This window comes from Zoogloea oleivorans, from assembly GCF_008107625.1.
Taxonomy (GTDB): domain Bacteria; phylum Pseudomonadota; class Gammaproteobacteria; order Burkholderiales; family Rhodocyclaceae; genus Zoogloea; species Zoogloea oleivorans.
In genome coordinates this window covers 80,492-106,375 of sequence record NZ_SDKK01000014.1, presented here as the reverse complement: position 1 = coordinate 106,375, position 25,884 = coordinate 80,492, and the positions used below count along the sequence as shown (strand labels likewise).

23 protein-coding genes are annotated in these 25,884 nt (G+C 61.5%); 9 read left to right on the top strand and 14 right to left on the bottom strand.

Features of this window, described 5'->3' with window-relative positions; genetic code table 11:
- Positions 1-401: energy transducer TonB (locus ETQ85_RS15570; RefSeq protein ID WP_222862188.1), on the top strand; the 401-nt coding region annotated here is incomplete at its 5' end.
- On the opposite strand, the gene ETQ85_RS15565 is transcribed toward ETQ85_RS15570, so the two are convergent.
- Positions 380-1,288, bottom strand: a complete 909-nt coding sequence (locus ETQ85_RS15565) for a LysR family transcriptional regulator (RefSeq protein ID WP_148579989.1) — start codon at positions 1,286-1,288, stop codon at positions 380-382. The two genes, ETQ85_RS15570 and ETQ85_RS15565, sit on opposite strands and share 22 nt — an antisense overlap.
- 108 nt (positions 1,289-1,396) lie before the next feature.
- Between ETQ85_RS15565 and ETQ85_RS15560 the strand changes: the two genes are divergently transcribed.
- Positions 1,397-2,089: a haloacid dehalogenase type II gene (locus ETQ85_RS15560; protein ID WP_148579988.1), complete on the top strand. Its 693-nt coding sequence runs from the start codon at positions 1,397-1,399 to the stop codon at positions 2,087-2,089.
- A gap of 45 nt (positions 2,090-2,134) precedes the next feature.
- Positions 2,135-3,733 carry a malate synthase A gene (gene aceB / locus ETQ85_RS15555; RefSeq protein WP_148579987.1) on the top strand — a complete coding sequence of 533 codons (1,599 nt, stop codon included), beginning with the start codon at positions 2,135-2,137 and terminating at the stop codon, positions 3,731-3,733.
- A 269-nt stretch (positions 3,734-4,002) separates the two neighbouring features.
- On the opposite strand, the gene ETQ85_RS26270 is transcribed toward aceB, so the two are convergent.
- Genes ETQ85_RS26270 through ETQ85_RS15530 form a run of 6 tightly spaced genes read right to left on the bottom strand, consistent with a single transcriptional unit; the run spans position 4,003 to position 14,492 of the window.
- The gene (locus tag ETQ85_RS26270) at positions 4,003-4,179 is read right to left on the bottom strand and encodes a hypothetical protein (protein ID WP_187394731.1); all 177 of its coding nucleotides are present in this window, start codon (positions 4,177-4,179) and stop codon (positions 4,003-4,005) included.
- Between the two features lie 12 nt (positions 4,180-4,191).
- Positions 4,192-6,879 (bottom strand): DEAD/DEAH box helicase, encoded by a 2,688-nt coding sequence (locus ETQ85_RS15550; RefSeq protein WP_148579986.1) that lies wholly within the window; start codon positions 6,877-6,879, stop codon positions 4,192-4,194.
- A complete protein-coding gene (locus tag ETQ85_RS15545; protein WP_148579985.1) occupies positions 6,876-8,120 on the bottom strand; it encodes a PDDEXK nuclease domain-containing protein in 1,245 nt (414 codons plus the stop codon). Before ETQ85_RS15545 ends, ETQ85_RS15550 begins: the two co-directional genes overlap by 4 nt.
- A gap of 2 nt (positions 8,121-8,122) precedes the next feature.
- Entirely contained in the window at positions 8,123-9,751 is a 1,629-nt protein-coding gene (locus ETQ85_RS15540) for a site-specific DNA-methyltransferase (protein WP_148579984.1), read from the bottom strand.
- Positions 9,748-11,583: an AIPR family protein gene (locus ETQ85_RS15535; RefSeq protein ID WP_148579983.1), complete on the bottom strand. Its 1,836-nt coding sequence runs from the start codon at positions 11,581-11,583 to the stop codon at positions 9,748-9,750. The genes ETQ85_RS15540 and ETQ85_RS15535 overlap by 4 nt, the downstream gene beginning before the upstream one ends.
- 35 nt (positions 11,584-11,618) lie before the next feature.
- Positions 11,619-14,492: an SNF2-related protein gene (locus ETQ85_RS15530; protein ID WP_148579982.1), complete on the bottom strand. Its 2,874-nt coding sequence runs from the start codon at positions 14,490-14,492 to the stop codon at positions 11,619-11,621.
- A gap of 424 nt (positions 14,493-14,916) precedes the next feature.
- On the opposite strand from ETQ85_RS15530, the gene ETQ85_RS15525 reads away from it, so the two are divergent.
- Together ETQ85_RS15525 and ETQ85_RS15520 are read left to right on the top strand one after the other, a co-directional pair.
- A complete protein-coding gene (locus ETQ85_RS15525; RefSeq protein ID WP_148579981.1) occupies positions 14,917-15,384 on the top strand; it encodes a hypothetical protein in 468 nt (155 codons plus the stop codon).
- A gap of 176 nt (positions 15,385-15,560) precedes the next feature.
- On the top strand, positions 15,561-16,028 hold the full coding sequence (locus ETQ85_RS15520) for a hypothetical protein (RefSeq protein ID WP_148579980.1): 468 nt from the start codon (positions 15,561-15,563) through the stop codon (positions 16,026-16,028).
- Between the two features lie 331 nt (positions 16,029-16,359).
- On the opposite strand, the gene ETQ85_RS15515 is transcribed toward ETQ85_RS15520, so the two are convergent.
- Genes ETQ85_RS15515 through ETQ85_RS15500 form a run of 4 tightly spaced genes read right to left on the bottom strand, consistent with a single transcriptional unit; the run spans position 16,360 to position 18,787 of the window.
- Complete coding sequence (locus ETQ85_RS15515) at positions 16,360-16,653, bottom strand: DUF167 domain-containing protein (protein ID WP_148579979.1); 294 nt, start codon at positions 16,651-16,653, stop codon at positions 16,360-16,362.
- 1 nt (position 16,654) lies between these two features.
- Entirely contained in the window at positions 16,655-17,227 is a 573-nt protein-coding gene (locus tag ETQ85_RS15510; RefSeq protein ID WP_148579978.1) for a YggT family protein, read from the bottom strand.
- A gap of 14 nt (positions 17,228-17,241) precedes the next feature.
- Positions 17,242-18,054, bottom strand: coding sequence for a pyrroline-5-carboxylate reductase (proC, locus tag ETQ85_RS15505; protein ID WP_148579977.1), 813 nt, complete (start codon positions 18,052-18,054; stop codon positions 17,242-17,244).
- A 37-nt stretch (positions 18,055-18,091) separates the two neighbouring features.
- Positions 18,092-18,787 carry a YggS family pyridoxal phosphate-dependent enzyme gene (locus tag ETQ85_RS15500; protein ID WP_148579976.1) on the bottom strand — a complete coding sequence of 232 codons (696 nt, stop codon included), beginning with the start codon at positions 18,785-18,787 and terminating at the stop codon, positions 18,092-18,094.
- 96 nt (positions 18,788-18,883) lie between these two features.
- On the opposite strand from ETQ85_RS15500, the gene ETQ85_RS15495 reads away from it, so the two are divergent.
- The gene (locus ETQ85_RS15495) at positions 18,884-19,927 is read left to right on the top strand and encodes a type IV pilus twitching motility protein PilT (RefSeq protein WP_148579975.1); all 1,044 of its coding nucleotides are present in this window, start codon (positions 18,884-18,886) and stop codon (positions 19,925-19,927) included.
- 20 nt (positions 19,928-19,947) lie between these two features.
- Positions 19,948-21,081, top strand: a complete 1,134-nt coding sequence (locus ETQ85_RS15490; RefSeq protein ID WP_148579974.1) for a PilT/PilU family type 4a pilus ATPase — start codon at positions 19,948-19,950, stop codon at positions 21,079-21,081.
- A 4-nt stretch (positions 21,082-21,085) separates the two neighbouring features.
- Here the strand turns inward: ETQ85_RS15490 and ETQ85_RS15485 are convergent, their stop codons facing one another.
- From ETQ85_RS15485 to ETQ85_RS15475, 3 genes are read right to left on the bottom strand one after another with little or no spacing between them, the layout of a single operon-like run.
- Complete coding sequence (locus ETQ85_RS15485; RefSeq protein WP_246128782.1) at positions 21,086-22,243, bottom strand: THUMP domain-containing class I SAM-dependent RNA methyltransferase; 1,158 nt, start codon at positions 22,241-22,243, stop codon at positions 21,086-21,088.
- Between the two features lie 21 nt (positions 22,244-22,264).
- Positions 22,265-22,684: a CopD family protein gene (locus tag ETQ85_RS15480; protein WP_148579972.1), complete on the bottom strand. Its 420-nt coding sequence runs from the start codon at positions 22,682-22,684 to the stop codon at positions 22,265-22,267.
- A 27-nt stretch (positions 22,685-22,711) separates the two neighbouring features.
- A complete protein-coding gene (locus ETQ85_RS15475; RefSeq protein WP_148580041.1) occupies positions 22,712-23,593 on the bottom strand; it encodes an NAD(P)H-binding protein in 882 nt (293 codons plus the stop codon).
- A gap of 42 nt (positions 23,594-23,635) precedes the next feature.
- On the opposite strand from ETQ85_RS15475, the gene ETQ85_RS15470 reads away from it, so the two are divergent.
- Together ETQ85_RS15470 and ETQ85_RS15465 are read left to right on the top strand one after the other, a co-directional pair.
- On the top strand, positions 23,636-24,664 hold the full coding sequence (locus ETQ85_RS15470) for a CDP-6-deoxy-delta-3,4-glucoseen reductase (protein ID WP_148579971.1): 1,029 nt from the start codon (positions 23,636-23,638) through the stop codon (positions 24,662-24,664).
- Between the two features lie 24 nt (positions 24,665-24,688).
- Positions 24,689-25,828: an EAL and HDOD domain-containing protein gene (locus ETQ85_RS15465; RefSeq protein WP_148579970.1), complete on the top strand. Its 1,140-nt coding sequence runs from the start codon at positions 24,689-24,691 to the stop codon at positions 25,826-25,828.
- Positions 25,829-25,884 lie beyond the last annotated feature (56 nt).

Here is a 25,884-nt window from a genome sequence, read left to right as displayed (position 1 = left end):
CGCCCGCCCCCCAGCCCGCCGTCACTCCGCCCGCCCCGGCAGCCACCAGTGTCCCGTACTTCCCGACCTTCGCTCTGACGCGCATCCCGGCCCCATTGACCACGGTTTCACCGGAAGACTGGCCGTCCGCCCCCGGCGCACCCTCCGGCAGCTTTCAGATCGAGCTGGATATCGACGCGCAGGGTCGCGTCACGGCACAGCGGCCCATCTGCGAGCCGCACATGTGTGGCGCCGCCGCCATTTACGCCGAGACGCTCGCGAGCTGGCGCTTTGTGCCGGGCGAAATTCTCGGTCATACGGTACCCAGCCGCATCCAGATCCAGTTCGAGATCGGCACACCCTTCGACGAAGGCCTCGACAGCGCGCCCATACCGCCACCTCAATCCCCAACCCGCCAGTAATCCGGCCGTCCATAAGACGCACGCAGATAGTCGATCAGCAAACGTACCCGCAGCGGCAGGCGCCGGTTCTGCGGAAACACCGCGTAAATGCCCGTGGTCGGCGCGGCAAAGGCATCGAGCACCGACACCAGCGCACCGCTTGCCAGATCGGCCTCCACCTCCCACATCGAGCGCCAGGCCAGCCCCAGCCCGCCCAGTGCCCATTCGCGCAACACCGTGCCGTCGTTGCATTCGAAGCGCCCCGACACCTTCTGCACCTGCGTATGCCCGGGGTCCTCCGGATTGCTGAACACCCAGCCGCGCTGGGGATTCAGCGCCAGACAATTGTGGGCCGCCAGCGCCTCGGGCGTGGCCGGAATGCCATGCCGAGCCAGGTAAGCCGGGCTTGCCACCACCACCCGCCGGTTGTCGGCCAGACGCACCGACACCAGCGTCGAATCGGCAAGCTCGCCAATCCGGATCGCGCAATCCACCCCCTCATTCACCAGATCCACGACCCGGTCGGAAAGATCGAGCGAACAGCTGACATCCGGATGCGTGATCAGGAAATCCCGCACCAGCGGCGCCACATGACGCCGCCCGAAGCCGGCCGGCGCCGACACCTTGATATGCCCGCTGGCCTTCACCCCGCCCAGGCTCACCGACGCCTCGGCATTGGCCAGATCGTTGAGGATGCGCTGGCAGTCCTCCAGAAACGCACTGCCCTCGAAGGTCAGGCTCAGCTTGCGCGTCGTGCGCACCAGCAACTTCACGCCAAGCCGCTCCTCCAGCGTGTCGATGCGCCGCCCCATCATTGCCGGCGTAACGCCATCGGCCCGCGCCGCCGCCGAAAGACTGCCCCGGGTGGCCACGCTGACAAAGGCCTCGATTTCCTTGAAGCTGTTCATTGCATACTAAAAGTAAAAAATCATTTGATTTTATTATGGCTTCTTTTTTCTTTATGCATTGAATAAACTTCGCCCCATTCCACACCAACCCACACAGGTCCCCAGAGCATGGCGCATCCCCCCCGAATCCAGGCTGTCGCGTTCGATGCCTTCGGCACGCTCTTCGACGTCTACTCGGTGGGCCTGCTGGCCGAGCAGCTCTACCCCGGCAAGGGTGCTGCGCTGGCCGACCTGTGGCGCAGCAAGCAAATCGAATACAGCTTCATCCGCACGCTGTCCGGCCGCTACAAGCCCTTCCTTGAAGTCACCCAGGACGGCCTCGTCTTTGCCGCCGCCAAGCTCGGCCTCGCCCTCGACGCCCAGCGCCGCACGCAGTTGATGAACCAATACGCCTGCCTGTCGCCCTTCCCCGAAAACCTCGGTGCCCTCAAGGCCCTGAAGGCGGCCGGCGTGCCCACCGCCATCCTGTCCAACGGCACCCCCGACATGCTCGACGTGGCCATCAAGAGCGCCGGCATGAATGGTCTCTTCGATCACGTGCTGTCGGTCGACGCCGTGCACCAGTACAAAACCAGCGCCGACGCCTACGCCCTCGGCCCGCAAGCCTTCGGCTGCCCCGCCGAGCGTATCCTCTTCGTCTCGTCGAATGGCTGGGACGCCGCCGGGGCCAGCTGGTATGGCTACACCACCTTCTGGATCAACCGCAGCGGCCAGCCCCTCGAGCAACTGGACGTGACGCCCACCGTCCAGGGCCGCCAGCTAACCGATGTCGTCGATTTCGTGGCGCGCCACCGCGCCTGAGTTTCCGCTATAACTTCCACTCAACCTTCCCCATCAGGAGTCATCATGAGCCTCACCCTCCCCGCCGGCCTGCAGATCAACGCCCCGCTCCAACCGGGCTACGAAACCATCCTCACCCCGGAAGCCCTCGAACTGGTCGCCAAGCTGCACCGCGCCTTCGAGCCCCGTCGCCAGGAACTGCTGAAGGCCCGCGTCGAGCGCCAGGCCCGCATCGATGCCGGCGAAATGCCTGACTTCCTGCCGGAAACCAAGCACATCCGCGAAGGCGACTGGAAGGTTGCCCCGCTGCCCAAGGCCCTCGAAAACCGCCGCGTCGAAATCACCGGCCCGGTCGAGGCCAAGATGATCATCAACGGCTTCAACTCCGGCGCTGATTCCTACATGACCGACTTCGAGGACTCCAACAGCCCGAAGTGGGACAACCAGATCCAGGGCCAGATCAACCTGTACCAGGCCATCCGCCGCGAACTCTCGTTCAAGAACGAAGCCGGCAAGGAATACCGCCTCAACGACAAGATCGCCACCCTGCAGATCCGCCCGCGCGGCTGGCACCTGGACGAAAAGCACGTCACCGTTGACGGCCAGCGCGTCGGCGGCGGCATCTTCGACTTCGCCGTGGTCTTCTTCCACAACGCCAAGGAACAGATCGCCCGCGGCGCCGGCCCCTTCTACTACCTGCCCAAGATGGAAAGCCATCTCGAGGCTCGTCTGTGGAACGACATCTTCGTGATGGCGCAGGATCACATCGGCATCCCGCAGGGCACCATCAAGGCCACCGTGCTGGTCGAAACCATCCTCGCCACCTTCGAGATGGAAGAAATCCTGTACGAGCTGCGCAACCACTCCGCCGGCCTCAACGCCGGGCGCTGGGACTACATCTTCAGCTGCATCAAGAAGTTCAAGAAGAACAAGGATTTCTGCCTGGCCCAGCGCAGCGCCATCACCATGGAAGTGCCCTTCATGCGCTCCTATGCCCTGGCCCTCGTGCAGGCCTGCCACAAGCGTGGCGCCCCGGCCATGGGCGGCATGTCCGCGCTGATCCCCATCAAGGGCGACCCGGTTGCCAACGACAAGGCCCTCGCCGGCATCCGTCACGACAAGACCCGTGACGCCAACGACGGCTTCGACGGCGGCTGGGTGGCTCACCCGGGCCTCGTTTCCATCGCCGCCGAAGAGTTCCAGAAAGTCCTCGGCGACCGTCCGAACCAGTGGGAAAAGCAGGTGACCGGCAGCTTCGGCCCCAAGGACTGGCTCAACTTCCAGCCCGAGCAGCCCATCACCGAAGCCGGCCTGCGCAACAACATCAACGTCGGCATCCACTACCTTGGCTCCTGGCTGGCCGGCAACGGCTGCGTGCCCATCCACAACCTGATGGAAGATGCCGCCACCGCCGAAATCTCCCGCTCGCAAGTGTGGCAGTGGGTGGTTTCGCCCAAGGGCATCCTCGACGACGGCCGCAAGGTCACCGTTGAAATGGTCCGTCCGATGATTGCCGAAGAACTCACCAAGGTGAAGGCCTTCGTCAGCGCCCAGGGCGAAGACACGGCCAGTTACGAGCAGGCCGCCGTGATCTTCGACCAGATGTCGCTGACCCCGGAATACCCGGAATTCCTGACCCTGCCGCTGTACGAGGCGATGGACTAAGCGTTTCAAGACTGCACGCTGACAACGGCGCCCCGGATTTCCGGGGCGCCGTTTTTTATGCAGGCACAGACACGCCAGCCTCCCCAGGCACCTGTTGGGGCGACTTCAGTCGCCCTCGGACCTTGATCAACGGAGAAGCGGGCGACTCAAGTCGCCCCCACAGCAAGACTTGTTGAGCTTCGTCTCATTGCCCCGATTCGCGGCTCGTCTGGCCAGCCTTGGCTCTATCAAGAAGAGCGAGGAAGTGGCTCAGTTTGGCCCACGTTTGCTCACCCAGCTTCACGCCCGTCTTTTCCTGCGCCAATGTGCAAATACTCGAGCACATCCTCGTCATGCAGCGCGAACAAGGGTGTCGAGCAGGCCTTGCCGAGCATATGCAGCACCTGGACCTCGCCGAGCCGCGAGCGCCAATCGTCGAGATTGCGGAACTCGCTGCGCACCAGCACCGAACTTCAGCTTCAGCAACCGAACCTCTCCGCTAACCCTTCAATAGTCATGTTCTCCGCAATCTCATCATGCGGAATCAGCACATAGCGCCACGGCTTGCCGCCATAACTAGCCGCATGGTCCGACGCATTCGCGCACCATTTGACGGCGGCTTCTTTTTTGGCAACGACAATCGGGTCTGAAAGTTCCGTGCGTTTCTTGGGCTCCAGCATGTAGATCGTGTCGCTGGTTTCGCCAACGAAGTCCGGCTGGTATTCCTGATGATCCGCACCATTCTGGTAGTAAAGCTGAAACTGCCCCTTGGCCGGCTTGAACCACTTGCTGGTCTCGCGCTCCAGAATCACCGCCAGCTTGCGTTCCGAGTCAGAATCGAACTTTTGCACCGGATACAGGCATTTCTCGAAGCCGCCGAACAGGTATTTCGCCATATTGCTCTTGTCGGCGGGCTCGACCCGGTAGTTGGCGGGCGGTTCCTGCACTGAATACGTGTAGGCGCTCTGCTTCAGCTCGGTAAAGCCTTTGCTGACCTTCACTTCATAGCCGGCAACATCCACCCAGTAATGGGCTTGCATCTGGGCATGGATGAATCGCGCGATGTCCCTTTGGTAGCACCGGAGCACCTTGCGGGTGTCGTCCTCGGTCAGGTAGCCCTTGAAATGATCAACGGTCTGCGTGGCCAGGTCATAAAGCAAGTCGGCGTGTTCGTCGTAGGAAACATCGTCGAAATCCACCAGGCCGCTGACCACATAGTTCTCCAGCCGGGCTTCTTCGAAACCACCGCGACCGAGCGACACCACTTCGAGGTGATTGGTGCGCAGGTGCTGAATCCACAGCTCGTCGGAGACTGCCGGATACTTCAACGCGGACAGGTCGAGCGAGAAAGGCTTGAAGCCGGATTTCACCTCGCCCTTGGGCACCACCAGAATGCGCGGAATGTCGATGGTTTGCTGCGTGACCAGCTCGACAGTTTTCGCCACCACGGCGGCAATGTCCGGCTGTTCGCCGACGCCTTCCAGTTCCAACTGCGCCGGCTGATGCTGCTCTTCCACCGCCTTGACGATGGCCGCCTGGATTTCCGGTTTTTTCAGGTACTCGACGGTCGGCAAGGTCTGCGGCTGGTTTTCCAGCTTGCGGATCACCTCGTAGGTAATTTGTGCCAGCTTCTGCTCTTCCGGCTTGGTGAAGACAGGCGTCTGGTCCTGCCCGGCCACCGTCGTGCTGCTCGTTGCATGGGCAGGCGTCAAACCCAGCTTCGTCGCCAGTTGTGACTGCGACACCACGGTCGTTGTTTTCTGTCCCAGCGCATCCATATCCAGCACGACGGTCTGCAAATGGATCGCCGAATCGGGTTTGTTGGCCTCGGCAATGATCTCCTGGAACTTGTCGTGGGCAACAATGTTCAGTCGATCTACGGCCATCACGCCGGTGCGCTTGCCGTAAGGCAGGCGCAGCCCCCGCCCGATGGACTGTTCAATGAGGATGCGGGCATTGGCGGCCCGGAGCGGCACGATGGTGTAAAGGTTGGTGACGTCCCAGCCTTCCTTGAGCATGTTGACGTGAATCACGATCTCCGTCGGCTCGTCGGTGTGTTCCACCTTGAGCAGCTTGGCGATCATTTCCTCTTCTTCCGCGCCGCTCTTGCTCGAATCCACCTGGATGACCTTGTCGCGGTAGCGCCCCTCGAAAAACTTGTCCGACTTGATCAGCTCGGAAAGTTGCCCGGCATGGGTGGTGTCGCGGGCGATCACCAGCAGGAAGGGTTTGACAATAGGGTTGTCACTCTCGCGAGCGTAGGTCTCCAGCTCGACCTTCACGCTTTCATGCAGGCGCACGCCATCTTCCAGCTTCAGGCGCTCGATTTCCTCCCCCGACATACCCGCCGGATTGAAGTTCTTGCGCGTCACGACGGCCGGTTCCTTGACGAAGCCATCCTTCATTGCCTGCCCGAGCGGATAGTCGACTATCACGTTCTTGAACGGCAACGCACCGCGCGCGGTTTCAACAAACGGCGTCGCGGTCAGCTCCAGCCCGAGGATCGGTTTCAGCTCGTTGATGGCGCGAATCCCGGCGCTGGCACGGTAGCGGTGCGACTCATCCATCAGCATCACCAGGTCCGGCAAGCCGGCCAGATAGTCGAAATAGCTCTCGCCGATGTATTCCGAAAGTCGCTTGATGCGAGGCGACTTGCCGCCGCGCACCTCCGAGTTGATCTTGGAAATATTGAAGATGTTGATCCGCACCCCGCCGAACAGCGTGCCGCTGCGCGGGTCGTGCTGGTCGTAGTTGTCGCCGGTAATGATCACCGGCGCATCGATAGCGAATTCGGCAATACCCCGGAATACGTACTTGGGATGATTGCGGTCGCTGAAATCAGCTTTCAGCTTGTTGTAGATGGTCAGGTTCGGCGCCAGCACGAAAAAGTTGTTGATGCCGTGCGCCAGATGCAGATAGCTGATGAAGGCCCCCATCAGCCGCGTCTTGCCGACGCCGGTGGCGAGCGCGAAGCACAGCGAGGGAAACTCGCGCTCGAAGTCCGTCACCGACGGAAACTCGCTGCGGATGGCCTCCAGCATGGCCGCCACATCGCCCCCCTTGCCGGGTGGCGCAATCTCCGTGATCCGGTCGAGAATTTCCAGCGAACGACGTTGCGGATGGCGCAGGCTGAGGCGACCGGCGATGGCGTTGACGTGGCGGTTCATTCAGCCGCTCCCTTCTTCGTTGATCTTGTTTTGCTTGTCTTGACAGCGGCTTTCGCGGCGTCTTTTTCTGGTGCCAGGAAGCGAAGCTCACGGCGCAGCTCGTTTTCGAGTTCCTCGACGGTCGGCAGATAAAGCTGGTAGCGGCTAGTGAAGATATTGCGCTCCTGTTGCTCGCCCAGCGTGTACTTCACCACCGCATCGTTCTTGTCCGGGCAGAGAATCAGCCCAATCGTCGGGTTGTCGCCTTCGGTGCGTCGTTCGCGGTCGTAGTAATTCACATAGAACTGAATTTGCCCAAGGTCGCCATGGGTCAGCTTGCCCACCTTCAGGTCGATCAGCACGAAACACTTCAATATCGTGTGATAGAAAACCAGATCGATATAGAAATGGTCGCCATCCAGCGTGATGCGCTCCTGCCGGGAAACGAAGGCAAAGCCCTTGCCCAGTTCCAGCAGAAAGTTCTGCAGGTTGCCGATCAATGCCTGCTCCAGCTTCGATTCGACCAGCCGGGGCGACTCCGGCAGACCGAGGAACTCCAGTACCAGCGGCTCCTTGATTGCATCAACGGGCCGCGCGATCTCCTGTCCATGCGTGGCCAGCCGCATCAGGCCGGCTTTGTCGCGGCTCTTCGCCAGGCGGTCGAACAGGAAGGTGTTGATTTGCCGTTCCAACTCCCGCGCCGACCAGGCGTGGCGAATCGCCTCGATTTCATAAAAGTCGCGCGCCTCACATCGGGTGACGCGCAACAGTCGACGGTAATGCGTCCACGACAGGCACGAGCTGAGCTGACCCGGTGTCATGGGGGCATCCGGGTCCGGCAGTTGCATTTGAAAAGCCATCGGGAGGGCATCGAAATTCCGACGCGCCGCATCGGAATTCGCTGTGGCTTCAGAAGCGCTAAGGGATTTCCGACGCACTGCGTCGGAAATTTGCGCCGGGAGCAGGCGCGGATACTCCAGATAAAACCGCCTGAACAATTCCAGATTGTCCACGCCATACCCCGCACCAAAGTCTGCCTTGAGACGTGCCGCCAGATCGGCAAGCAATTCGGTGCCATAACCGGCCCGCTTTTTTCCTTGTTGCTCTTCCTCGACGATTTCGCACCCGATCAACCAGTTGGCAATCACCTGCGTCGTATTGACCGTCCGCGCGATGTTGCTGCGGGCGGACTCCAGAATTTCCCGTACCCGACCATAAAGCGGCGGCGTGGTCGTTGCGGGAGCAGCCGCTTTTCTTGCCATGCTCAGACCTCACCGTCGAACAGCGATTGCTGGCCAGGCTTGGCAGGCTCCTTGGGCAGATTCTCCACTTGCAGGGAATAATCGTCGTGCCCCCATTCGCAGCGCGACAGCACCTGCCGGGGAATCTTCTTCACCGTCAGATTCGGGTAGGCATCCAGCTTGGCGCGAAAGGCCGTGCACAGCACCAGCAAGCTCCGCTCCGGCCCCACTTCGTCGGCGAGCTGCTGCAACTGCTCATGAGTCAGGCTGGCGGTGGTCACATAGACGAAATCCCGCTCGGTGGAATGGCCGTGCTGCCAATACACCGCATCGGAAGGCGCGTAGGTGAAGCCTTCCAGCTTGCACAGCGCCTCGGCCAGCATGGCGGCGTTGTAGTCGTGGTTGATGACCCAGTTGCCCCACTTGTCCTTTTCCAGCAGCGAGGGGGCCAGGCGGTAATAGCGGAAGCCACCGCCACCCTTCCAGCCAGCGGCCTCAGTGATGCCGCCGGGGTCTTCGCCGTCGATGACCTTCTTCAGGCGCGGAATGATGTGGGTCTGGCAGGTATCTTCGATGACTTCCACCATGATCCAGCGCCGGCCCATCTTGTGGGCGACAGCGCCCGTGGTGCCGGAGCCGGCGAAGGAGTCGAGGACCAGGTCGCCGGGGTTAGTGGCAAGCTCAAGTACCCTCTGCAACAATCGTTCTGGCTTTGGTGTAGCGAAGGCATCATCAGGATTGATAGCTTTTACTTCCTCGCGCGCCTCGTGGTTTTGTCCGACGTCAGTGTGTAGCCAAATCGTCGGCGCAGGAGGCTCTGCGAGTTTTAACTCAGAAAGGAAAGTCTTCCTTGATGGATTCGCCTTGCCGTCACTACCGAACCAAATTTCATCGTTGTCATCCATACGTCGAAGAGCGTCCGCCGGGAAACGCGGTGAAGCCCCCTTTGGCGGCGACCAAGAAACGCCATTCTTAAATACAAATTCAAAAGCTTGCTCCTTTTCTGAGCCAGTTCGTTTTGCATAAAGTGGCGTCGCTTTCCAAGGGCCCTTGGGATGGCCATCCGGGTTTCGATAGCGACTATCCATTTCCGCTGTACGCCCAAGGCGATTGGGGCGCCATCCTTCCTTATTACGGGCATAAATTAGTACATGGTCGTGCGTTTCAGCGAGCCATTTTGAGTCATTGGAAACCGTGTATTTTTTTTGCCATATCGCATTCGATACAAAGTTCGCCCGCCCAAATACCTCATCACAAAGGACCTTGAGATAGTGCGCCTCGTTGTCGTCAATCGTGATCCACAGCGAACCGTCGTCGGATATCAGTCGCCGGATGATCTCCAGCCGGTCGCGCATCAACGATAGCCAGATCGAATGCTCGACACCGTCGTCGTAATTTTTGAATGCGCTTCCGGTGTTGTAGGGCGGGTCGATGAACACGCATTTGAACTTGCCGGAGAACTCCGCCTCCAGCGCCTTAAGTGCCAGCAGGTTGTCGCCAAAGATTAGACGGTTGTCGAATACGTCGGTGCTGGCAACACGGTGCTTCGCGTGATAACTCTTTACCGGTTCCTCCAGCAGGATGCGTGGCTCTAATTTTGGCCGAACATGCTTGTCGATCCAGGTGAGTTCGAGTTTCTGTTTCTTGCTCATGTGAGATTTCCAATCTGCGGGGCCTTCGAGACCAGATATTCGAAGAGGTCTACCGGGTATGGCTGCCCCGTCTTGTACAGTTTTTTCTTGTGTTCCAACACTGGATCGGCACTGAGTCCGTAGTGCGCAATCAAAACATCTTGCAGTAGCGGCACGACATGGGTCTGATTGCGGAAGAGTGCCAATGGCCCCATCGCATAGGTAGCCGGGGGGCCGGCAGAGAAAAGGGTGGCGGCATGCGTTGCATCCCATAAGGTCTGGCGCAACTGATCGAATGGCCCGCTCAATCCGGCATTGATCTTTGCCACATCCAGCAAAGTCGCGCTCTTGATGGCATTGACTGCCTGCTTGATCATGACCCAGGCCAGCACATAACCGCCGTGCTTGTAGGCCAGCCGCTCTTGCCCCGATGCGCCTTTCGCCTCGGTCGCCATCCGATTCTGGATATAGCGGTTTAGTCGTACCGCGTTGGCGAGTTGAAAGGCTGTAACGGTTGGCGCGAACAGCGCTTTGTATTGTGCGGAAGTTGTAGCCAGAAGTTGCGCTGGTTCCTTCTTGAGCCAAACCACAAAGCGCGGATCGGGTTGCAACATGGCCAAGGCTTGCGCGGCCTCGTCGATGCGAATTCGATTGGCGTCGGCAAGTCCGTCAGCTGCGTCGGCCTTATAGGCGTAGTGAATATCGAGATGGGCGAGGTCACGCCTCAGCCGTTCCTGTTCGTCATCCAGAGCAGCGAAGTTGGCCAGCAGGACTGGGTTCTGGTGATTTCTGGCGCGAGTGACGGACTTGCCGAATTCGCCGTCAGAATCTGCCTTGATCAGCGTCAGCGATACCTTTGCCGTACTGATGTCGCTGCCCTTGTTGTCAGCAAGGAACTTCGCCGATGACGCGATGGTTTGCGCACCGTTGATAACCGAGAATCCTCTGAGCTTGAGGCGCTTGCGGCCGCCTTGTGCCTGTTTTGCTCCCTTGGGTTGAATCTCCAGACAAAGCGCGGTAACCCCATTGTTCAAGTACATGAACTCTTGCGGCTTCGCAGCCAATGTCCTTTGAATCGCAGTGTTGACCTCGGTTTTGTGGCCGAGGAAGGTTCGAATGTTTCTCTCGTACAGCGCAGGCCCATGCACCTCGTGCAGGCTTATCAGATCCTGTAGCTGGACGAGGCCGAAGTACGTAACCTTCGGCTCTTCTACGGTTGAACACTTCTGAATCCAGAGGTCGGTATTGACCTGCGCATACGCTTTCGCGACGCGCAGATCGGTGACAACTCGACTGGCATCGTAGTCGATGACCTGTGGCGTCAACCGCTCCTCTCCATGGTCTTCATCGGCCAGAAGATCGTCTATTGCTATCTTTGCGTGCTTACTGATGCCAGAACCAGTATGTGCAATAACGAGCTGAATATGACTGCAATTATCCAGTGCGTCCTCAATCTCGGCTTGTCGAACCAGAACGTTCTTGTTGAACCCGCTGAAATCCTGCTTGATGAGCTTGCGAACACCTTGGCAATAGGCAAGCGCCTCCTCCTGACTAAACTGCTCCGCAGCTTTCAGCTTGGACTGAACGAGATACAGCGTTTCCGTGGGTGCAAAATAGTAGATCGCATCAACGCCATAGTCGTCGAAATCGTCGATGACTGCCTTTGCTGAATCGGCTTTTGAAACGCCACAAATATGGTGGAGCGCAAATGCGCTGAATGCGCGTGAGCGGTTCTTTTTCTGTTGGTCCTCAGCCGACTTCAACTTGTCGAGCAGTGGCGGCAGGCTTGTCAGAAATTCCTTATCGAGGACATGCGTAAGCATGACTGACGATTCTTCTGCGAGTGCGCTCATGGCGTCCGGTCCATATATGTTGTGGTGTTCAACTGCTATTGACGAATTGACCAGCGAATCACAAAGAGCTGGTTAAAGAATGTTTGCTGCGTTAGCTTGCCTTCTATCTGCCCAATCAATTCCTCGCGCTGCTTGTCCACCTCGTCCTGCGCCTCGAACAGTGACCGGCGTTTCTGGTTGCGCTGGGCTTCAAGCGTCTTGATCTGCTTCTGCCCCGCCAGCTTTTCCTCCAGCGTAAGGGCGGTCGTGGCGGCGCGGCGAGCTTCCTTGATTTGGCGGTCGATCTCCCGAATTTCCCGTTCCAGACCCACTTTGAGGTCGTCGGCCCAGCCGTCGAGCTTGTCGGCCTCGGCCTCGAAGAAGCGGGCATTGCGCTCGGATACGTCGCGCTGGATGGCAGCCTGGCGAACTTGGGTCAGCGTTTCGAGCCTTGCCTGAGCCCCCCCCTCACCCCAGCCCTCTCCCTGAGGGAGAGGGGGCGAAGTGACCGGCAGCATCAGCAGGCGCTGGGCGACTTCTTCATCCAAAACCTGGCCGTCGTCGGTGATAGCGGAAAAGATCAGGTGGTCTTCTGCCTGATCGAGCGCTTCGACGCTGAAGGTGGAAAGCATCAGCCAGCCGGCCTTGCCGATCATCGGTTCAAGGCTCGTGATCTTGCCATCATGCTGGCTGTAGTCGAAATGAATCTCGGCCGCCGGCAGTTCGCGGCTCTTGGCATTGGCTACCAGGGTTTCAGCCAGCGGATGGTTGAGACGGTAGAGATGGGCCTCGCCGGAACGGCGCGGCAGTTCATACAGTCCCAGCGGAATTGCGGCGGCTTGCTGCGGGAAGGGATTGGTTACCAGGCGAAACGCGGCATCCCCCAGAAATTCGGCCTGGCCATCCAGCTCATGCCGCGTGAGCTGCATGAGCAGCCGTTCGTAGCGATTGAGATAGGCCCGTGAGGCTTCGTCGCGTACCTTGAGCTTTTCACGCACTTCGTCGTCGAAGTTTTCCAGCAGTTTCTGGCGCGTGCGCGTCATCGACTCGTTGATTTCCAGGCTCAGTTCGAGTTGGAGCTGGTTGAAGGCGGTAGTGATCTCATCCGGTTTGCGACAGTTCTGATAGATGGCGGCGATGCGTTTCTCGAAATCGACGCCGGATTCGATGGCGCCGAGCACTTCATCGCTGGCGCCGAAAACGCCTTCGAAAAGCTGGAATTTTTCTGACAGCAACTCGAAGACGCGCTGATCGGCGGCGTTCTTGCGATTGAGGAAATTGACGACTACCACATCGTGCTTCTGGCCGTAGCGATGACAGCGGCCGATGCGTTGCTCGATACGCTGCGGATTCCACGGCAGGTCGTAGTTCACCACCAGCGAGCAGAACTGGAGGTTGATGCCTTCGGCACCCGCCTCAGTGGCGATCATGATTCGACCCTGCTCGCGGAAGTAGTCGACCAGCGCCGAGCGCATGTCGGCGCTGCGCGAGCCAGTGACCCGGTCGCTGCCCTGATGGCGTTCGAGCCACTGGCTATAGATCAGCTTGGAGCCATCGTCGGTATTCGAACCGTTGAACAGGACAATGCCGTCGGCAAAAGGGCTATCCTCTAGCAGGCGCAACAAATAACTCTGGGTGCGGCGCGATTCGGTGAAGATGATGGCTTTTTCCGCGCCCCCGAGTTCTTTTGCCTTGGCAAAGGCGACGCCCAGCGCCTTGAGCAGCGCTTTGCCCTTGGCATTGTGTTGGATGGAGGTGGCCAGTTGGGCGAAGGCATCGAGGTCGGCGATTTCCTGCTCAAGCGCCCGGCGGTCGTCTTCAGTCAGAACTTCGACGGGTTCGTCGTCAGTCCATTCCTCTGCCGTTTCGTCGAGGGCCTCATAGTCCTGATCCAGCTCATCTTCCAGCGACTCGGCAGGTTCGTGCTTGCTCAACTTGACTTTGAGGCGATTGGAAATCGAAGTCAGCGCGCCAGCGATGGCAAAGGAGGATGAGGCCAGGAGCTTCCTCAGCACAAGTGTCATCAGGCTCCGCTGGCCGGCGGGCAAGGCGTGGAGATTTTCCCGTTGCAGGTATTCCGAAACGAGTTGGTAGAGCCGGTCCTCGCTTTCCTCCGGCGTGAACTCCTCCACCAGAGGCAAGCGCTTGGTGTAAGGAATGTAGGCCGTGACCTGCCGGCGCAGCGTGCGATGGCATACCGGCTTGAGCCGTGCCTTGAGCGTCTGGAAAACCTGTTCCTGATTCAGATTGGCGAATTGCTCGCGGAAACTTTTCAGGTCGCCGAAAGCGTGTTCGTCGATGAAGCTCACCAGGCCGAACAATTCCAGTAGGGAGTTCTGCAAGGGCGTCGCCGTAAGCAGCAGCTTGTGCTTGCCGGCCAACGCCTGCTTGAGCGTGTTGGCGATGACATTTGACGGCTTGTAGACGTTGCGCAGTCGATGCGCTTCGTCGATCACCACCAGGTCCCACGGCACTGCATGAACGTCGCTAGCCTTGCCCTTGGCGAACTGGTAGGAGCAAATAACGATTTCAGGAACTTCGAAGGGGCGGAACATCCCCTGTCTGATAGCCGCGTTGTAGGACTTGGCTTCGAGGATGCGGCAGGGCAGGAAGAACTTCTCGGCCAGCTCCTGAAACCACTGCTTGCGCAGGTTGGAGGGTGTAATGACCAGAATGCGTCGCTTGCGCTCGGCCCACTTCTGCGAGAGCACCAGCCCTGCTTCGATGGTCTTGCCGAGGCCCACCTCATCGGCAAGCAAAGCTCCCTTGGATAGCGGCGAATTAAACGCGAACAGCGCTGCATCCACTTGATGCGGATTGAGATCGACTTGCGCATCGATCAACGCACCAGCGAGCTTCTCAACGCTATCCGGCGGGCAGCGACGAGTCAGCTCATAGGCAAAGTATTTGGTGTGGTAGGCGGAAATCACGGGCAGTGGGATTTATTGATGTTTCTGCGATTGTCCTGCAACACACGGGATAGTCCAAGACTATCCCGAAGGGCAGGCTGTTCGGATGAAAGATGGACCGTTCAAAAATTAATCAGACAACATGGGTTAGCCGGCGATCACAAGCTCTTGGCAATGCCAAGAATGCACCGGAAAACAGTCGTTGATGTCTAGGGGTTTGACTGAACGAGAAGCCACTCCAACCAGCCCAAGCCCCTCCCCCCTGCACCTCCCCTTCTCCATCTCCGCCCCCACCTGAAACCGCAACATCACAACATGTATTTCAGCGCGCCAGAATCACAACCCTCTCCACATCCCGCCCCGCCAAAACTACCCTCATGTAATATCCCGTCCACATCATCCCGGCCGTCCATCGCCATCCCTCACCCTCTCACGGAGACCCGCCATGCCTGCCACCTCGTCCCCCACCGAGATTTCCGCCGACACCCTCGCCCGCTTCGATCAGGCGCTGGCGACGATCCAGGAGGTGCTGGCGCCTTTCGCTCCCATGACGGCCGACGACCCCGGGCGGCCGTTGTACGAGATGCAGACCATGCACGAGGCGTTCTGCCGCCAGACGCTGCTGGTCCTCGACGAGAACCGGGATGCGCTGCCGCCCGTGTATGGCCTGGAGACGGTCGAGTGGGGGCTGCGTACTTTCGACGCGCTGCGTTTGCGGATGCTGCGCCTCGGGGAGCTCGCCACCGAGGGCCAGGCCACGGTGGCGGTACTGGCCGACGGGCTGGTCGATGCGGCGATAAAGGGCTATGTGCTGCTGAAGATCGTCGGCGAGCCTGAAAGCGTCAGACGCCTGCAAGGCCTGCGCGAGGCGACTTTTCGGCGCCCTTCCGGTACCCCGCCGCAGGGCGAATGAGTTCGCCCCTGCACGGTGCCGTCGAGGCGGAGTTCGACGATTTCCGGACGCCCGCCCTGCCTTTATTACAACCATGTCATTATCCTAAGGTAATATTCACGGCGGCGCGGCGGCGAGGCATCCATCGATTTGCCGGCCGCCGCGCAATCCTTCAATCACGCCTTCGGAGCTATGCCATGAACCAGAACCTGGTATCCATCGAGTTCTCTCCCGCTACCCTCGTCAAACTCGACGACGCAATCGGGGTTATCGAGGAAGTTTTTGCATCCTTTGTCCAGCTGTCGGCCGAGCAGGTGCGCAAGCTGAACAAGATGGGGAGCATGTCAGAGCATTTCTGCCGCCAGACCCTGGCCGTCCTGGAACAAAACCAGGGCATCCTGCCGCCCGACTTCGATCTCGGCGAAGTCCAGCGGGACATGCTCGCCTTCGAGACCTTGCGGCCGCGCATGCGGCGCATCCGCGACTTCGCGGCCAAGGGCGACGACACCGAGATGGCATTGGGCAGCGACGTGTTCACCGCGGCGCTGGAGGGCTATTCGCTCATGAAGCTCTTCAGCAAGAGCGAGAGCCTGGAGGATCTGCGCGACGCGATGGCGGTGCTCCGCCCGGGCCGCAAGAAGGCCAAGACGCAGGCCGCCGAGTAAGCCGGCCCGCAGACAGATCGCCCTGCAACAGGCCTCCGTCGCTGACGGGGGCCAAAAAACCCCGCATTTATGCCCGCGCGGCAAAACTTGATGCCATCGCGCCATCACTTTATGCCCGGGCCACATAAGCGCATGGCGGCGTCACTAAACAGCATGGCCGCGCCACTAAACAAAATGCCGGCGCCACCCAAACCCATGTGGAAAATTCATTAACGGATGCCGACGACCCATTGATTAAAGCCGTGGCCGCATTACTTTATGCAGCGCTGGCATAAAGTAATGCCAGGGACTGCCAGCTTCATGGCAGCGGGCGCCAAACTAATGCGAAACGCTATAAATCTCCGCAGAGCGCGGCGACCCGTGCCGCGTCGGCCCCGCTCACGCGCACCCGCTTGGCCCGGCAGGTGTCGCCGCTGACCAGTTCCACCGCCGACTTCGACACGCCGCAGGCCTTGGCCAGAAAGGCGATCAGCGCGGCATTGGCCTTGCCGTCCACCGGCGGCGCGGCGAGGCGGATCTTCAGGGCCTCGCCGTGCAGGCCGGTGATTTCGGTTTTCTTTGCCCCGGGCTGGATGTGCAGCGTGAGAATCACGCTGCCGTCGGCGGCCCGGCTCAGCCAACTCATGTCAGGCCAGCCCGATGAGCATGTACTTGCCCATGGCCAGCGCACTGAGCGCCACCTGCAGCACCAGCAGCAGGGCGATGGGTGTCAGGTCCACCCCGCCGATGGCCGGGATGATGCGCCGGAAGGGGCGCAGGAACGGTTCGGCCAGCGCATTGATGACCCCCGCCAGCGGCGCATGGGGATTGACCCACGAGAACACCGCCGACATCAGCACCACCCCCATCAGCAGGTACAGCGCCGCCTTGAAGGTTTCCAGCAGGCCGACGCCCCACATCACCACCAGCAGGCTGAGGGGGTCGGCCATGCCGACGATGCCGCGCACCCACAGGGCCACGAACACCACCAGGGTCTGGACGATCCACGCCGGCAGCAGGCTGGCCATGTCCAGGCCGAACATGCCAGGAACAAAGCGGCGCAGAGGCACCACCACCCAGTCGGTGGTGGCCAGCACGAACTGGCCGATGGGATTGCGAAAGGACACCCGCTGCCACTGCATCACGAAGCGCGCCAGCAGCACCCCGGAGAGCAGGCTGCCGAGGGTTTCGATGATGGTCAGGAAAAGATTTCCGAGCATGGGAGCCTCCGTTGTCAGTCGCGGCCGAGCTGCTCGCCGAGCTCGCGGCCGCGCGCTTCGGCAGCCGCCACGGCACGCGTCACGATGGCCGGAAAGCCGTCGGCGGCAAAGGATGCCAACGCGGCCGCGGTAGTGCCGCCCTTCGACGTGACCCGCTCGCGCAGCACGCCCGGTGCTTCGTCGCTGTCGGCAGCCAGTTTTGCCGCACCCAGCACCGTATCGATGGCCAGCTTGCGGGCCGTGGCTTCGTCGAAACCCAGGGATTCACCCGCCGCCTGCAGGCATTCGATGAAGTGGAAAACATAGGCCGGGCCGCTGCCCGAAACGGCGGTAACGCCGTCGATCTGGGCTTCCTCGGCCACCCACACGGTGCTCCCGACCGCCGCCAACACCTGCTCGGCCGCGGCGCGCCCGGCGGCGCTCACCGACGCATCGGCAAACAGCCCGGTGATGCCGGCACCGATCAGGGCCGGCGTATTGGGCATGGCCCGCACCAGCGTGTGGTAATCCCCCAGCCAGCGGCCGATGTCCACCAGACGCAGGCCGGCGGCAATGCTCACCACCACCTGGGTCGTCAGCCGTCCGGCAATCGGCGCCACCGCGGCCTTGAGCTGTTGCGGCTTGACCGCCAGCACCAGCACGTCGCAGGCCAGCGCCTGCTCGTCGAGCGACTCGACCGCCCGCACGCCAAACTGGCTTTCGAGCTTGGCGCGCCCTTCGGCCGACAACTCGACAGCCTGCACATCCGCCGCCTTGAAGCCCTGCTTGACCAGGCCGCCGATCAGGGCCGCCGCCATGTTGCCGCCACCCAGGAAGGTGATTTTCATCGGTTTCTTTCCACCAGTTGAATTCAATAAGGAATGCTCAAGCGCGACCGCCGAAGATCGCCGTGCCCACCCGGACCATCGTCGAACCCTCGGCAATCGCTGCCTCCAGGTCGTCGGACATGCCCATGGACAGCGTGTCGAGCTGCAGCCCGCCCGCGTTGAGTTGCTCGCGGAGCTGCCGCAGGCTCGCAAAACGGGCCCGTTGCAGGGCCACGTCGGAAGTCGGTTCGGGGATTGCCATCAGCCCGCGCAAGCGCAGGCGCGGCAGGGCCGCCACGGCACGGGCGAGTTCGGGGAGATCATCCGGCGCCACGCCGCTCTTGCTCGCCTCGCCACTCACATTGACCTGGATGCACACGTCGAGCGGCGGCAGATGCACGTCGCGCTGCTCGGACAGGCGCTCGGCGATCTTCAGCCGGTCGATGGAATGCACCCACGCAAAACTGTTGGCCACCAGGCGGGTCTTGTTGCTTTGCAGCGGGCCGATGAAGTGCCATTCGAGCCCCAGCCCGGCCAGCGCCTCGACCTTGGCCACGCCTTCCTGCACGTAATTCTCGCCAAAGGCCCGCTGACCGGCCGCGGCCGCTTCGCGCACGCTGTCGGCCGGCCAGGTCTTGCTCACCGCCAGCAGGCGCACGCCGGCCGGCTCGCGCCCGACGGCCTCAGCCGCACGGGCTATGCGCAGGGCAAGGTTTTGAAGGCGGCCGGAAATGCCTGACTTATAATCTTCCAAAGCTTAATTTCTGGGCTGAAGAGGCCGCTGAGTATAGCATCGGGCCACAGACCGAAATTCGACCCGCCAATCCCGCTGTCTCTGCGAGTATCCACGATGGACATCACCGAACTGCTTGCCTTCACCGTCAAGAACAAGGCCTCCGACCTGCACCTTTCGTCCGGCCTGCCGCCGATGATTCGGGTCCATGGCGACATTCGGCGCATCAACCTGCCGGCACTGCTGCACAAGGATGTGCACGGCATGGTGTACGACATCATGAACGACTCGCAGCGCAAGCAGTACGAAGAGTTCTTCGAGACCGACTTCTCTTTCGAAATCCCCAACCTGGCGCGCTTCCGGGTTAACGCCTTCAATCAGAACCGCGGGGCGGCAGCGGTTTTCCGGGTCATTCCGTCCAAGGTGCTGACCCTTGAAGAACTGAACTGCCCGAAGATCTTCAAGGAAATCGCCAACCAGCCCCGCGGCATCGTGCTGGTTACCGGCCCCACGGGCTCGGGCAAGTCGACGACGCTGGCGGCGATGGTGGATTACGTCAATGAAACCGAATACGGCCACATCCTGACCATCGAGGACCCGATCGAATTCGTGCACGAATCCAAGCGCTGCCTGATCAACCAGCGGGAAGTGGCCCGCGACACCCAGTCCTTCAACGCGGCCCTGCGCTCGTCCCTGCGGGAAGATCCGGACGTGATTCTGGTGGGCGAAATGCGCGACCTGGAAACCATCCGCCTGGCGCTCACCGCCGCCGAAACCGGTCACCTGGTGTTCGGCACCCTGCACACCTCGTCGGCCGCCAAGACCATCGACCGGATCGTCGACGTCTTCCCTGCTGCCGAAAAGGACATGGTCCGCGCGATGATGTCCGAATCCCTGCGGGCGGTGATTTCCCAGACCCTGCTGAAAACCAAGGACGGCAGCGGACGCGTGGCCGCCCACGAAATCATGATCGGCACCCCGGCCATCCGCAACCTGATCCGCGAGAACAAGGTTGCCCAGATGTACTCGTCCATCCAGACCGGCCAGAATATCGGCATGCAGACGCTCGACCAATGCCTGGCCGACATGGTCCGGCGCAACATCGTATCCAGCGCCGAAGCGCGCATGCGCGCCCAGAACAAGGACAGTTTCCCGGCTTGAACCGGTAATAGGAAAGCACCATGGAACGCGACCAGGCACTCAAGTTCATGCACGACCTTCTGCGGCTGATGCGGCAGAAGAACGGCTCCGATCTGTTCATCACGACCAACTTTCCGCCGGCCATCAAGATCGACGGCAAGATCGTCCCCCAGTCCAACCAGTTGCTCACCCACAGCCATACGTCCGAGCTGGCCCGGGTCATCATGAGCGACCGGCAGGCTCAGGAGTTCGAAGCCACCAAGGAATGCAACTTCGCCATTTCGCCGCCCGGCATCGGGCGCTTCCGCGCCAATGCCTTCATCCAGCAGGGCCAGGTCGGGCTGGTCCTGCGGACGATTCCCCAGAAAATCCCCACCTTCGACGAACTCGGCCTGCCGCCGGTGCTCAAGGACATCGCCATGTCCAAGCGCGGGCTGGTGATCTTCGTCGGCGGCACCGGCACCGGCAAGACCACCTCCCTCGCGGCGATGGTGGACTTCCGCAACGAGAAGAGTTTCGGGCACATCATCACCGTCGAAGACCCGATCGAGTTCGTGCATACCCACAAGAACTGCATCGTCACCCAGCGTGAAGTCGGCATCGACACCGACTCCTGGGAGCCGGCGCTGAAGAACACCCTCCGGCAGGCACCGGACGTCATCCTGATGGGCGAAATCCGCGATCGGGAAACCATGAACTACGCCATCGCCTTCGCCGAAACCGGTCACCTGTGCCTGGCCACGCTGCACGCCAACAGCGCCAACCAGGCCATCGACCGGATCATCAACTTCTTCCCTGAAGAGCGCCGCCACCAGTTGCTGATGGATCTGTCCCTCAACCTGCGGGCACTGATTTCCCAGCGCCTGCTGCCCATGTGCGACCGCAAGGGCCGCGTGCCGGCGGTGGAGGTGATGCTCAATTCACCGCTGATTTCCGACCTGATCTTCAAGGGCGAAATCCCGGGCATCAAGGAAGTGATGAAGCGCTCTGCCGAACTCGGCATGCAGACCTTCGACCAGAGCCTTTTCGATCTCTACGAAAAAGGCGTGATCACCTACGAAGATGCCCTGCGCAACGCCGACTCCATGAACGATCTGCGTCTGCAGATCAAACTCAAGAGCCGCCGCGGCGACAAGGACATGCTTTCCGGGATTCAGAACCTCGACATCGTCTGAGCAATCACTCGGCTGCAGGCTTCGGCTTGCGCGCCGAGCCGGCGATCATCTGATATTCGAACAGCCGGCATTCGATGGCGCCGTTGAACAGCGGCGTGCGTTTGCTGGCTTTCAGGCGCACCCCCTTGGGCAGGGCCGGATCGCCGGTGAAGAAGTAGCAGCGCCAGCCAGTCCAGTGAGCCTTGAGGGCATCGCCCAGCTTCGGGTAGAAGGCTTCCAGCTCGGAGGTATCCGACAGGCGCACGCCATAGGGCGGATTGGCGATCAGGACGCCGGACGGCTCGGGTGATTCCATATCCAGCAAATCCGCCTGCCCCACTTGCACACACCCTTCGAGGCCCGCACTGCGCAGGTTCACGAAGGCCTTGCGCTGCTGGGTTTCGTTGATGTCCGAACCGTAGATCGCCAGCGGCCGCGGGGCCAGACGACGGTCTTCGGCGGCCTGGCGAATGGGCTTCCAGGTGTCCGGCTCGAAGTGCTTGAAGCCCTCGAAAGCAAAGTGACGGCCAAGGCCCGGGGCCACGTCGAGGGCCATCTGGGCGGCTTCGATGAGGAAGGTGCCACTGCCGCACATCGGGTCGCAGAGGGCCTCTTCGGCCGGATTCCAGCCGGTCAGACGCAGGATGCCGGCGGCCAGGTTTTCCTTCAGCGGCGCTTCCACCGAGGCCTCCTTGAAGCCCCGCTTGTAAAGCGGCTCACCCGACGTATCGAGATACAGCGTCACCGTATCTGCCGACAGGAAGGCGTGGATACGGATATCCGGTGTCTGCGTGTCCACGCTCGGCCGCACGCCGGACACGGTACGGAAGTGGTCGCACACCGCATCCTTGATGCGCAGGGTGGCGAACTCCAGGCTGCGCAGCGGCGACTTGTGCGCCGTGACGAAGACGCGGATGGTCTGCTCCGTGGTGAACCAGCGGGCCCAGGTCGGTGCATAGGCGATCCGGTAGATGTCCTCTTCGCTACGGTAGCGGCCCATGGTGATCTGCCACAGCACCCGGCTGGCGATGCGGCTCTCCAGGTTGGCGCGGTAGCACAAGGCCCAGTCGCCGGAGAACTGGACGCCGCCAGGCAGGGCCTTGGGGTCGGTGGCGCCGATGGCACGAAGCTCATCGACGAGGAGCAGCTCAAGGCCGCGCGGGCAAGGGGCGAAGAAATTCAAGGCAGGAATCCGGTAAATAAATCAGAAGGGCTTCAGCACGACGAGGAACACCACCACGAACAGCACCAGCACCGGCACTTCGTTGAAGAAGCGGTACCAGACGTGGCTGCGGGTATTGCGTCCCTCGGCAAAGGCGCGCATCAGGCGCCCGCAGTAGAGGTGATAAACGATCAGGAGGGTCACCAGGGCCGTCTTGGCATGCAGCCAGCCGCCCCATTCGAAACCGAAACCGAACCACAGCCACATGCCGAGGGCCACGGCGAGAATGCCCAGCGGCGTCATGAAACGGTAGAGCTTGAACTCCATCAATTCAAGGCGCTCGAGGGTGGCCTTGTCGCTGACCATCGCGTGATTGACGAACAGGCGCGGCAGATAGAACAGGCCGGCGAACCAGCTGGTGACAAGGATGATGTGCAGGGCTTTGACGCTGAGATACAACATGATGTCGGGCTCGATATGGGATGAGGGTCAGGAAACGGTGTCGCGGCGCGCGCGCAGGGCGTCGGCAACGGTCGGATAGCGTAGTTCGGTACGGAGTTCCCGCTTGATCCGCCCGTTTTTCAGGCGGCGGGATTCGGACATGAAAGACAGGGTCATGGCCGACAGGCGCTCCGCCAGTTCGGCCCGGGGCACCCGCGGCGGACGCGGCAGGCCGACGGCATCGGCCACCAGATCGAAATACTCGCCCATCCTGAGCTGGCTGTCGTCGGTGGCGTTGTAGGCGCGGTTGGGCTTGCCGCGAAACAGGGCCAGGGCCAGCAGGCGCGCCAGATCGTCGGCATGAATGTGGTTGGTAAAGACGTCGTCTTCGGCCACCAGCACCGGATCGCCCTTGTGCAGACGGGCCAGCGGCAGGCGCTCGGCCGAATCATAGATGCCCGGCGCCCGCAGCAGGCTGACCCGACACCCGGTACGACGGCCAAAACGGCGCAAATGCCCTTCGGCGGCCACACGCCGGCCAGCACGGGCCGAGTCGGGACGCAGCGGATGCGTTTCGTCCAGCCATGCGCCACCGCAATCGCCATACACGCCGGTGGTACTTATATAGATTAGCCGCCGTGGTAGACTCCCGCGACGCGTCAAAGCCGCCAGAAGGCGGCGGGTTCGCGGATCATCCTGGCCTTGCCCGGGCGGCGGCGCGCAGTGCAGCACGTAGTCCGCAATGCCGGCAAGACGATCCAGACTGGCAGGCTGGTCGAGATCGGCGAGGATCGGCGTTGCGCCCAATGCACGCAGGGCGGCACACTCTTCCGGACGGCGCACGACGGCGCGTACCCGGAAGCGCAGGGCCAGCCACGGAATGATCCGGCGCGCCACATCGCCACTCCCGACAATCAGCACTTGCTGCATTTTTCGACGTTTCATTTTTCGATTATCTCACGGCCACCCATCATGTCGTTCCAGGTCACCCTCCAACCCAGCGGCCTCCACTTTGCGGCCGCCCCCGACGAAACCATTCTCGAAGCCGCCCTCGCTGCCGGCCTGCTGCTTCCTTACAGTTGCCGCGACGGCGCCTGTGGCGTGTGCAAGAGCAAGGTGCTGGCGGGTGACGTGGATCCAGGCCGCTTCTCGGCCTCGACCCTCACCGACGCCGACCGCGAGCAGGGCATGGCCCTGCTGTGCTGCGCCCAGGCGCGCTCCGACGTCGAAGTGGAAGTACGCCAGGTGAGCCGGGTTGGCGACATTCCGGTCAAGAAGCTGCCCTGCCGGGTCCAGAAAGTGACGCGCCTCGGCGCCGATGTGATCGTCCTGGAGATCAAGCTGCCGGCCAGTGAGAAGTTCCAGTTCATCGCCGGCCAGTACATCGACTTTCTGCTCGCCGAGGGCAAGCGCCGCAGCTTCTCCATCGCCAACGCCCCCACCGCCAGCGACTTTCTCGAACTGCACATCCGCCTCGTGCCCGGCGGCCAATTCACCACCCACGTGTTCGAGAAGCTCAAGGAAAAAGACATCCTGCGCTTCGAAGGCCCGCTGGGCAGCTTCCGGCTGCACGAAGACTCCAGCAAGCCCGTCGTGCTGCTGGCCGGCGGAACCGGCTTTGCACCGATCAAGAGCATCGTCGAAAACGCCATCGCCACCGGGCAGACCCGCCCGATGACCCTGTACTGGGGCAGCCGTGACGTGGCCGGCCTGTATCAACTCGAACTCGCCCGCAGCTGGGAGGCGCGCCTGCCCGGCTTCCGTTTCGTACCGGTGCTGTCCGATGCGCCGGCCAGCGACAACTGGAACGGTCGCAGCGGCTTTGCGCACCAGGCCCTGATGACCGATCTGCCCGACCTGTCCGGCCACGAAGTCTATGCCTGCGGCTCACCGGCCATGATCGACGCCGCCCGCGAGGATCTCACCCAGCGCTGCAGCCTGCCGGTAGAAGCCTTCTTCGCCGACGCCTTCAGTTTCTCGAACGACGCCAAGGCCACCTGAGGCCTGCACCGGAAGCCTGCGCCCATGAGCAACACCGTCCTGATCACCCGCGAACCGGTCATCAACAAACAGCACAAGATCACCGCCAACCGGCTGATCGTGCATGCGGCATCCGTCGCCGCGGCCGTTCAGGCCCTGAGCAGTCTGGACGACGTGTGGCCGGCCACCCATCCGGTCTTCATCAGCCTCTACCGGCTGGTTCCCACCCCGGATCTGCTGGAGTGGATTGCGCCGGCCAATGCGATGGTCGAAATCCCCACCCAGTCCATCGCCCACCCGCTCACGCTGGCCCTGATCCCGCAGTTGCAGGCGGCCGGCATCAGCCTCAACCTGACCTGGTATCAAAACGACACGATCCTGCCGCCGAATATTCCCTGGCGCTTCGTGATCATCGACGCCAAGCGCCACTCGCTACCTGCCGACCCACCCGGGCTGGCCATCGCCTGGGGTCTTGGCAATGTGCCCGATTTTCGCAATGCGATCCTCGAGGGCTACGACGGCGCCTCCGGCTGGTTCTTCATGCGTGGCGTCAAGAGCGACGGCAAACTGGCCCCGTCCCATGCGCAAATTGTCCGACTCCTCAACCTCGTGCGCCGCAACGCCGAGGTCAAGGAAATCGAGACCGTCCTCAAGCAGGACGTGGCCCTGTCCTACAAGCTGCTGCGCTACATCAACTCGGCCGGTTTCGGGCTGATGTGCGAGATCCAGTCCTTCCGCCATGCCGTCACCATCCTCGGCTACGAAAAGCTCAACAAGTGGCTGTCGGTCCTCCTCGTCTCGGCCAGCCGCGACCCCTCGGCCCCGGCCCTGATGCAGACCGCCATCGCCCGCGGACGCTTCATGGAAAAGATCGGCGCAGCCTTTTTCGACAAGGGAGAGCTGGACAACCTGTTCATCACCGGCGCCTTCTCCATGCTCCATCTGCTGCTCGGCGCCAGCCTGCAGTCGGCCCTCGAAGAGATGCACCTGCCGACCCCGATCGCCGACGCCCTGCTGAGTGGCGACGGTGTCTATGCCCCCTTCCTCAAGCTGGCCTGCGCCCTCGAAGGCTTCGACGACAAAGACCTCGCCGCCCTCGCCCACGAACTCCACATCTCGCCCGAGCAGATCAACCGCGCCCACCTGGAAGCCCTCGCCTTCGCCGACAGCCTGCAGTTCAGTTGAGGCCGGACCTCACCGGGATGCAAACTCTGTACGCAGCCGCGAACTGAGTCACGCTC

Coding starts and splice junctions, on each gene's coding strand:
- ETQ85_RS15475 (WP_148580041.1), bottom strand. CDS start 23,593: ATGCAGCAAGTGCTGATTGTCGGGAGTGGCGATGTGGCGCGCCGGATC.
- proC (WP_148579977.1), bottom strand. CDS start 18,054: ATGAAAATCACCTTCCTGGGTGGCGGCAACATGGCGGCGGCCCTGATC.
- ETQ85_RS15510 (WP_148579978.1), bottom strand. CDS start 17,227: ATGCTCGGAAATCTTTTCCTGACCATCATCGAAACCCTCGGCAGCCTG.
- ETQ85_RS15525 (WP_148579981.1), top strand. CDS start 14,917: ATGCCTGCCACCTCGTCCCCCACCGAGATTTCCGCCGACACCCTCGCC.
- ETQ85_RS15535 (WP_148579983.1), bottom strand. CDS start 11,583: ATGAGCGCACTCGCAGAAGAATCGTCAGTCATGCTTACGCATGTCCTC.
- ETQ85_RS15490 (WP_148579974.1), top strand. CDS start 19,948: ATGGAACGCGACCAGGCACTCAAGTTCATGCACGACCTTCTGCGGCTG.
- ETQ85_RS15520 (WP_148579980.1), top strand. CDS start 15,561: ATGAACCAGAACCTGGTATCCATCGAGTTCTCTCCCGCTACCCTCGTC.
- ETQ85_RS15480 (WP_148579972.1), bottom strand. CDS start 22,684: ATGTTGTATCTCAGCGTCAAAGCCCTGCACATCATCCTTGTCACCAGC.
- ETQ85_RS15495 (WP_148579975.1), top strand. CDS start 18,884: ATGGACATCACCGAACTGCTTGCCTTCACCGTCAAGAACAAGGCCTCC.
- ETQ85_RS15465 (WP_148579970.1), top strand. CDS start 24,689: ATGAGCAACACCGTCCTGATCACCCGCGAACCGGTCATCAACAAACAG.
- ETQ85_RS15565 (WP_148579989.1), bottom strand. CDS start 1,288: ATGAACAGCTTCAAGGAAATCGAGGCCTTTGTCAGCGTGGCCACCCGG.
- ETQ85_RS15540 (WP_148579984.1), bottom strand. CDS start 9,751: ATGAGCAAGAAACAGAAACTCGAACTCACCTGGATCGACAAGCATGTT.
- ETQ85_RS15515 (WP_148579979.1), bottom strand. CDS start 16,653: ATGAGTTGGCTGAGCCGGGCCGCCGACGGCAGCGTGATTCTCACGCTG.
- ETQ85_RS15470 (WP_148579971.1), top strand. CDS start 23,636: ATGTCGTTCCAGGTCACCCTCCAACCCAGCGGCCTCCACTTTGCGGCC.
- aceB (WP_148579987.1), top strand. CDS start 2,135: ATGAGCCTCACCCTCCCCGCCGGCCTGCAGATCAACGCCCCGCTCCAA.
- ETQ85_RS15550 (WP_148579986.1), bottom strand. CDS start 6,879: ATGAACCGCCACGTCAACGCCATCGCCGGTCGCCTCAGCCTGCGCCAT.
- ETQ85_RS15545 (WP_148579985.1), bottom strand. CDS start 8,120: ATGGCAAGAAAAGCGGCTGCTCCCGCAACGACCACGCCGCCGCTTTAT.
- ETQ85_RS15560 (WP_148579988.1), top strand. CDS start 1,397: ATGGCGCATCCCCCCCGAATCCAGGCTGTCGCGTTCGATGCCTTCGGC.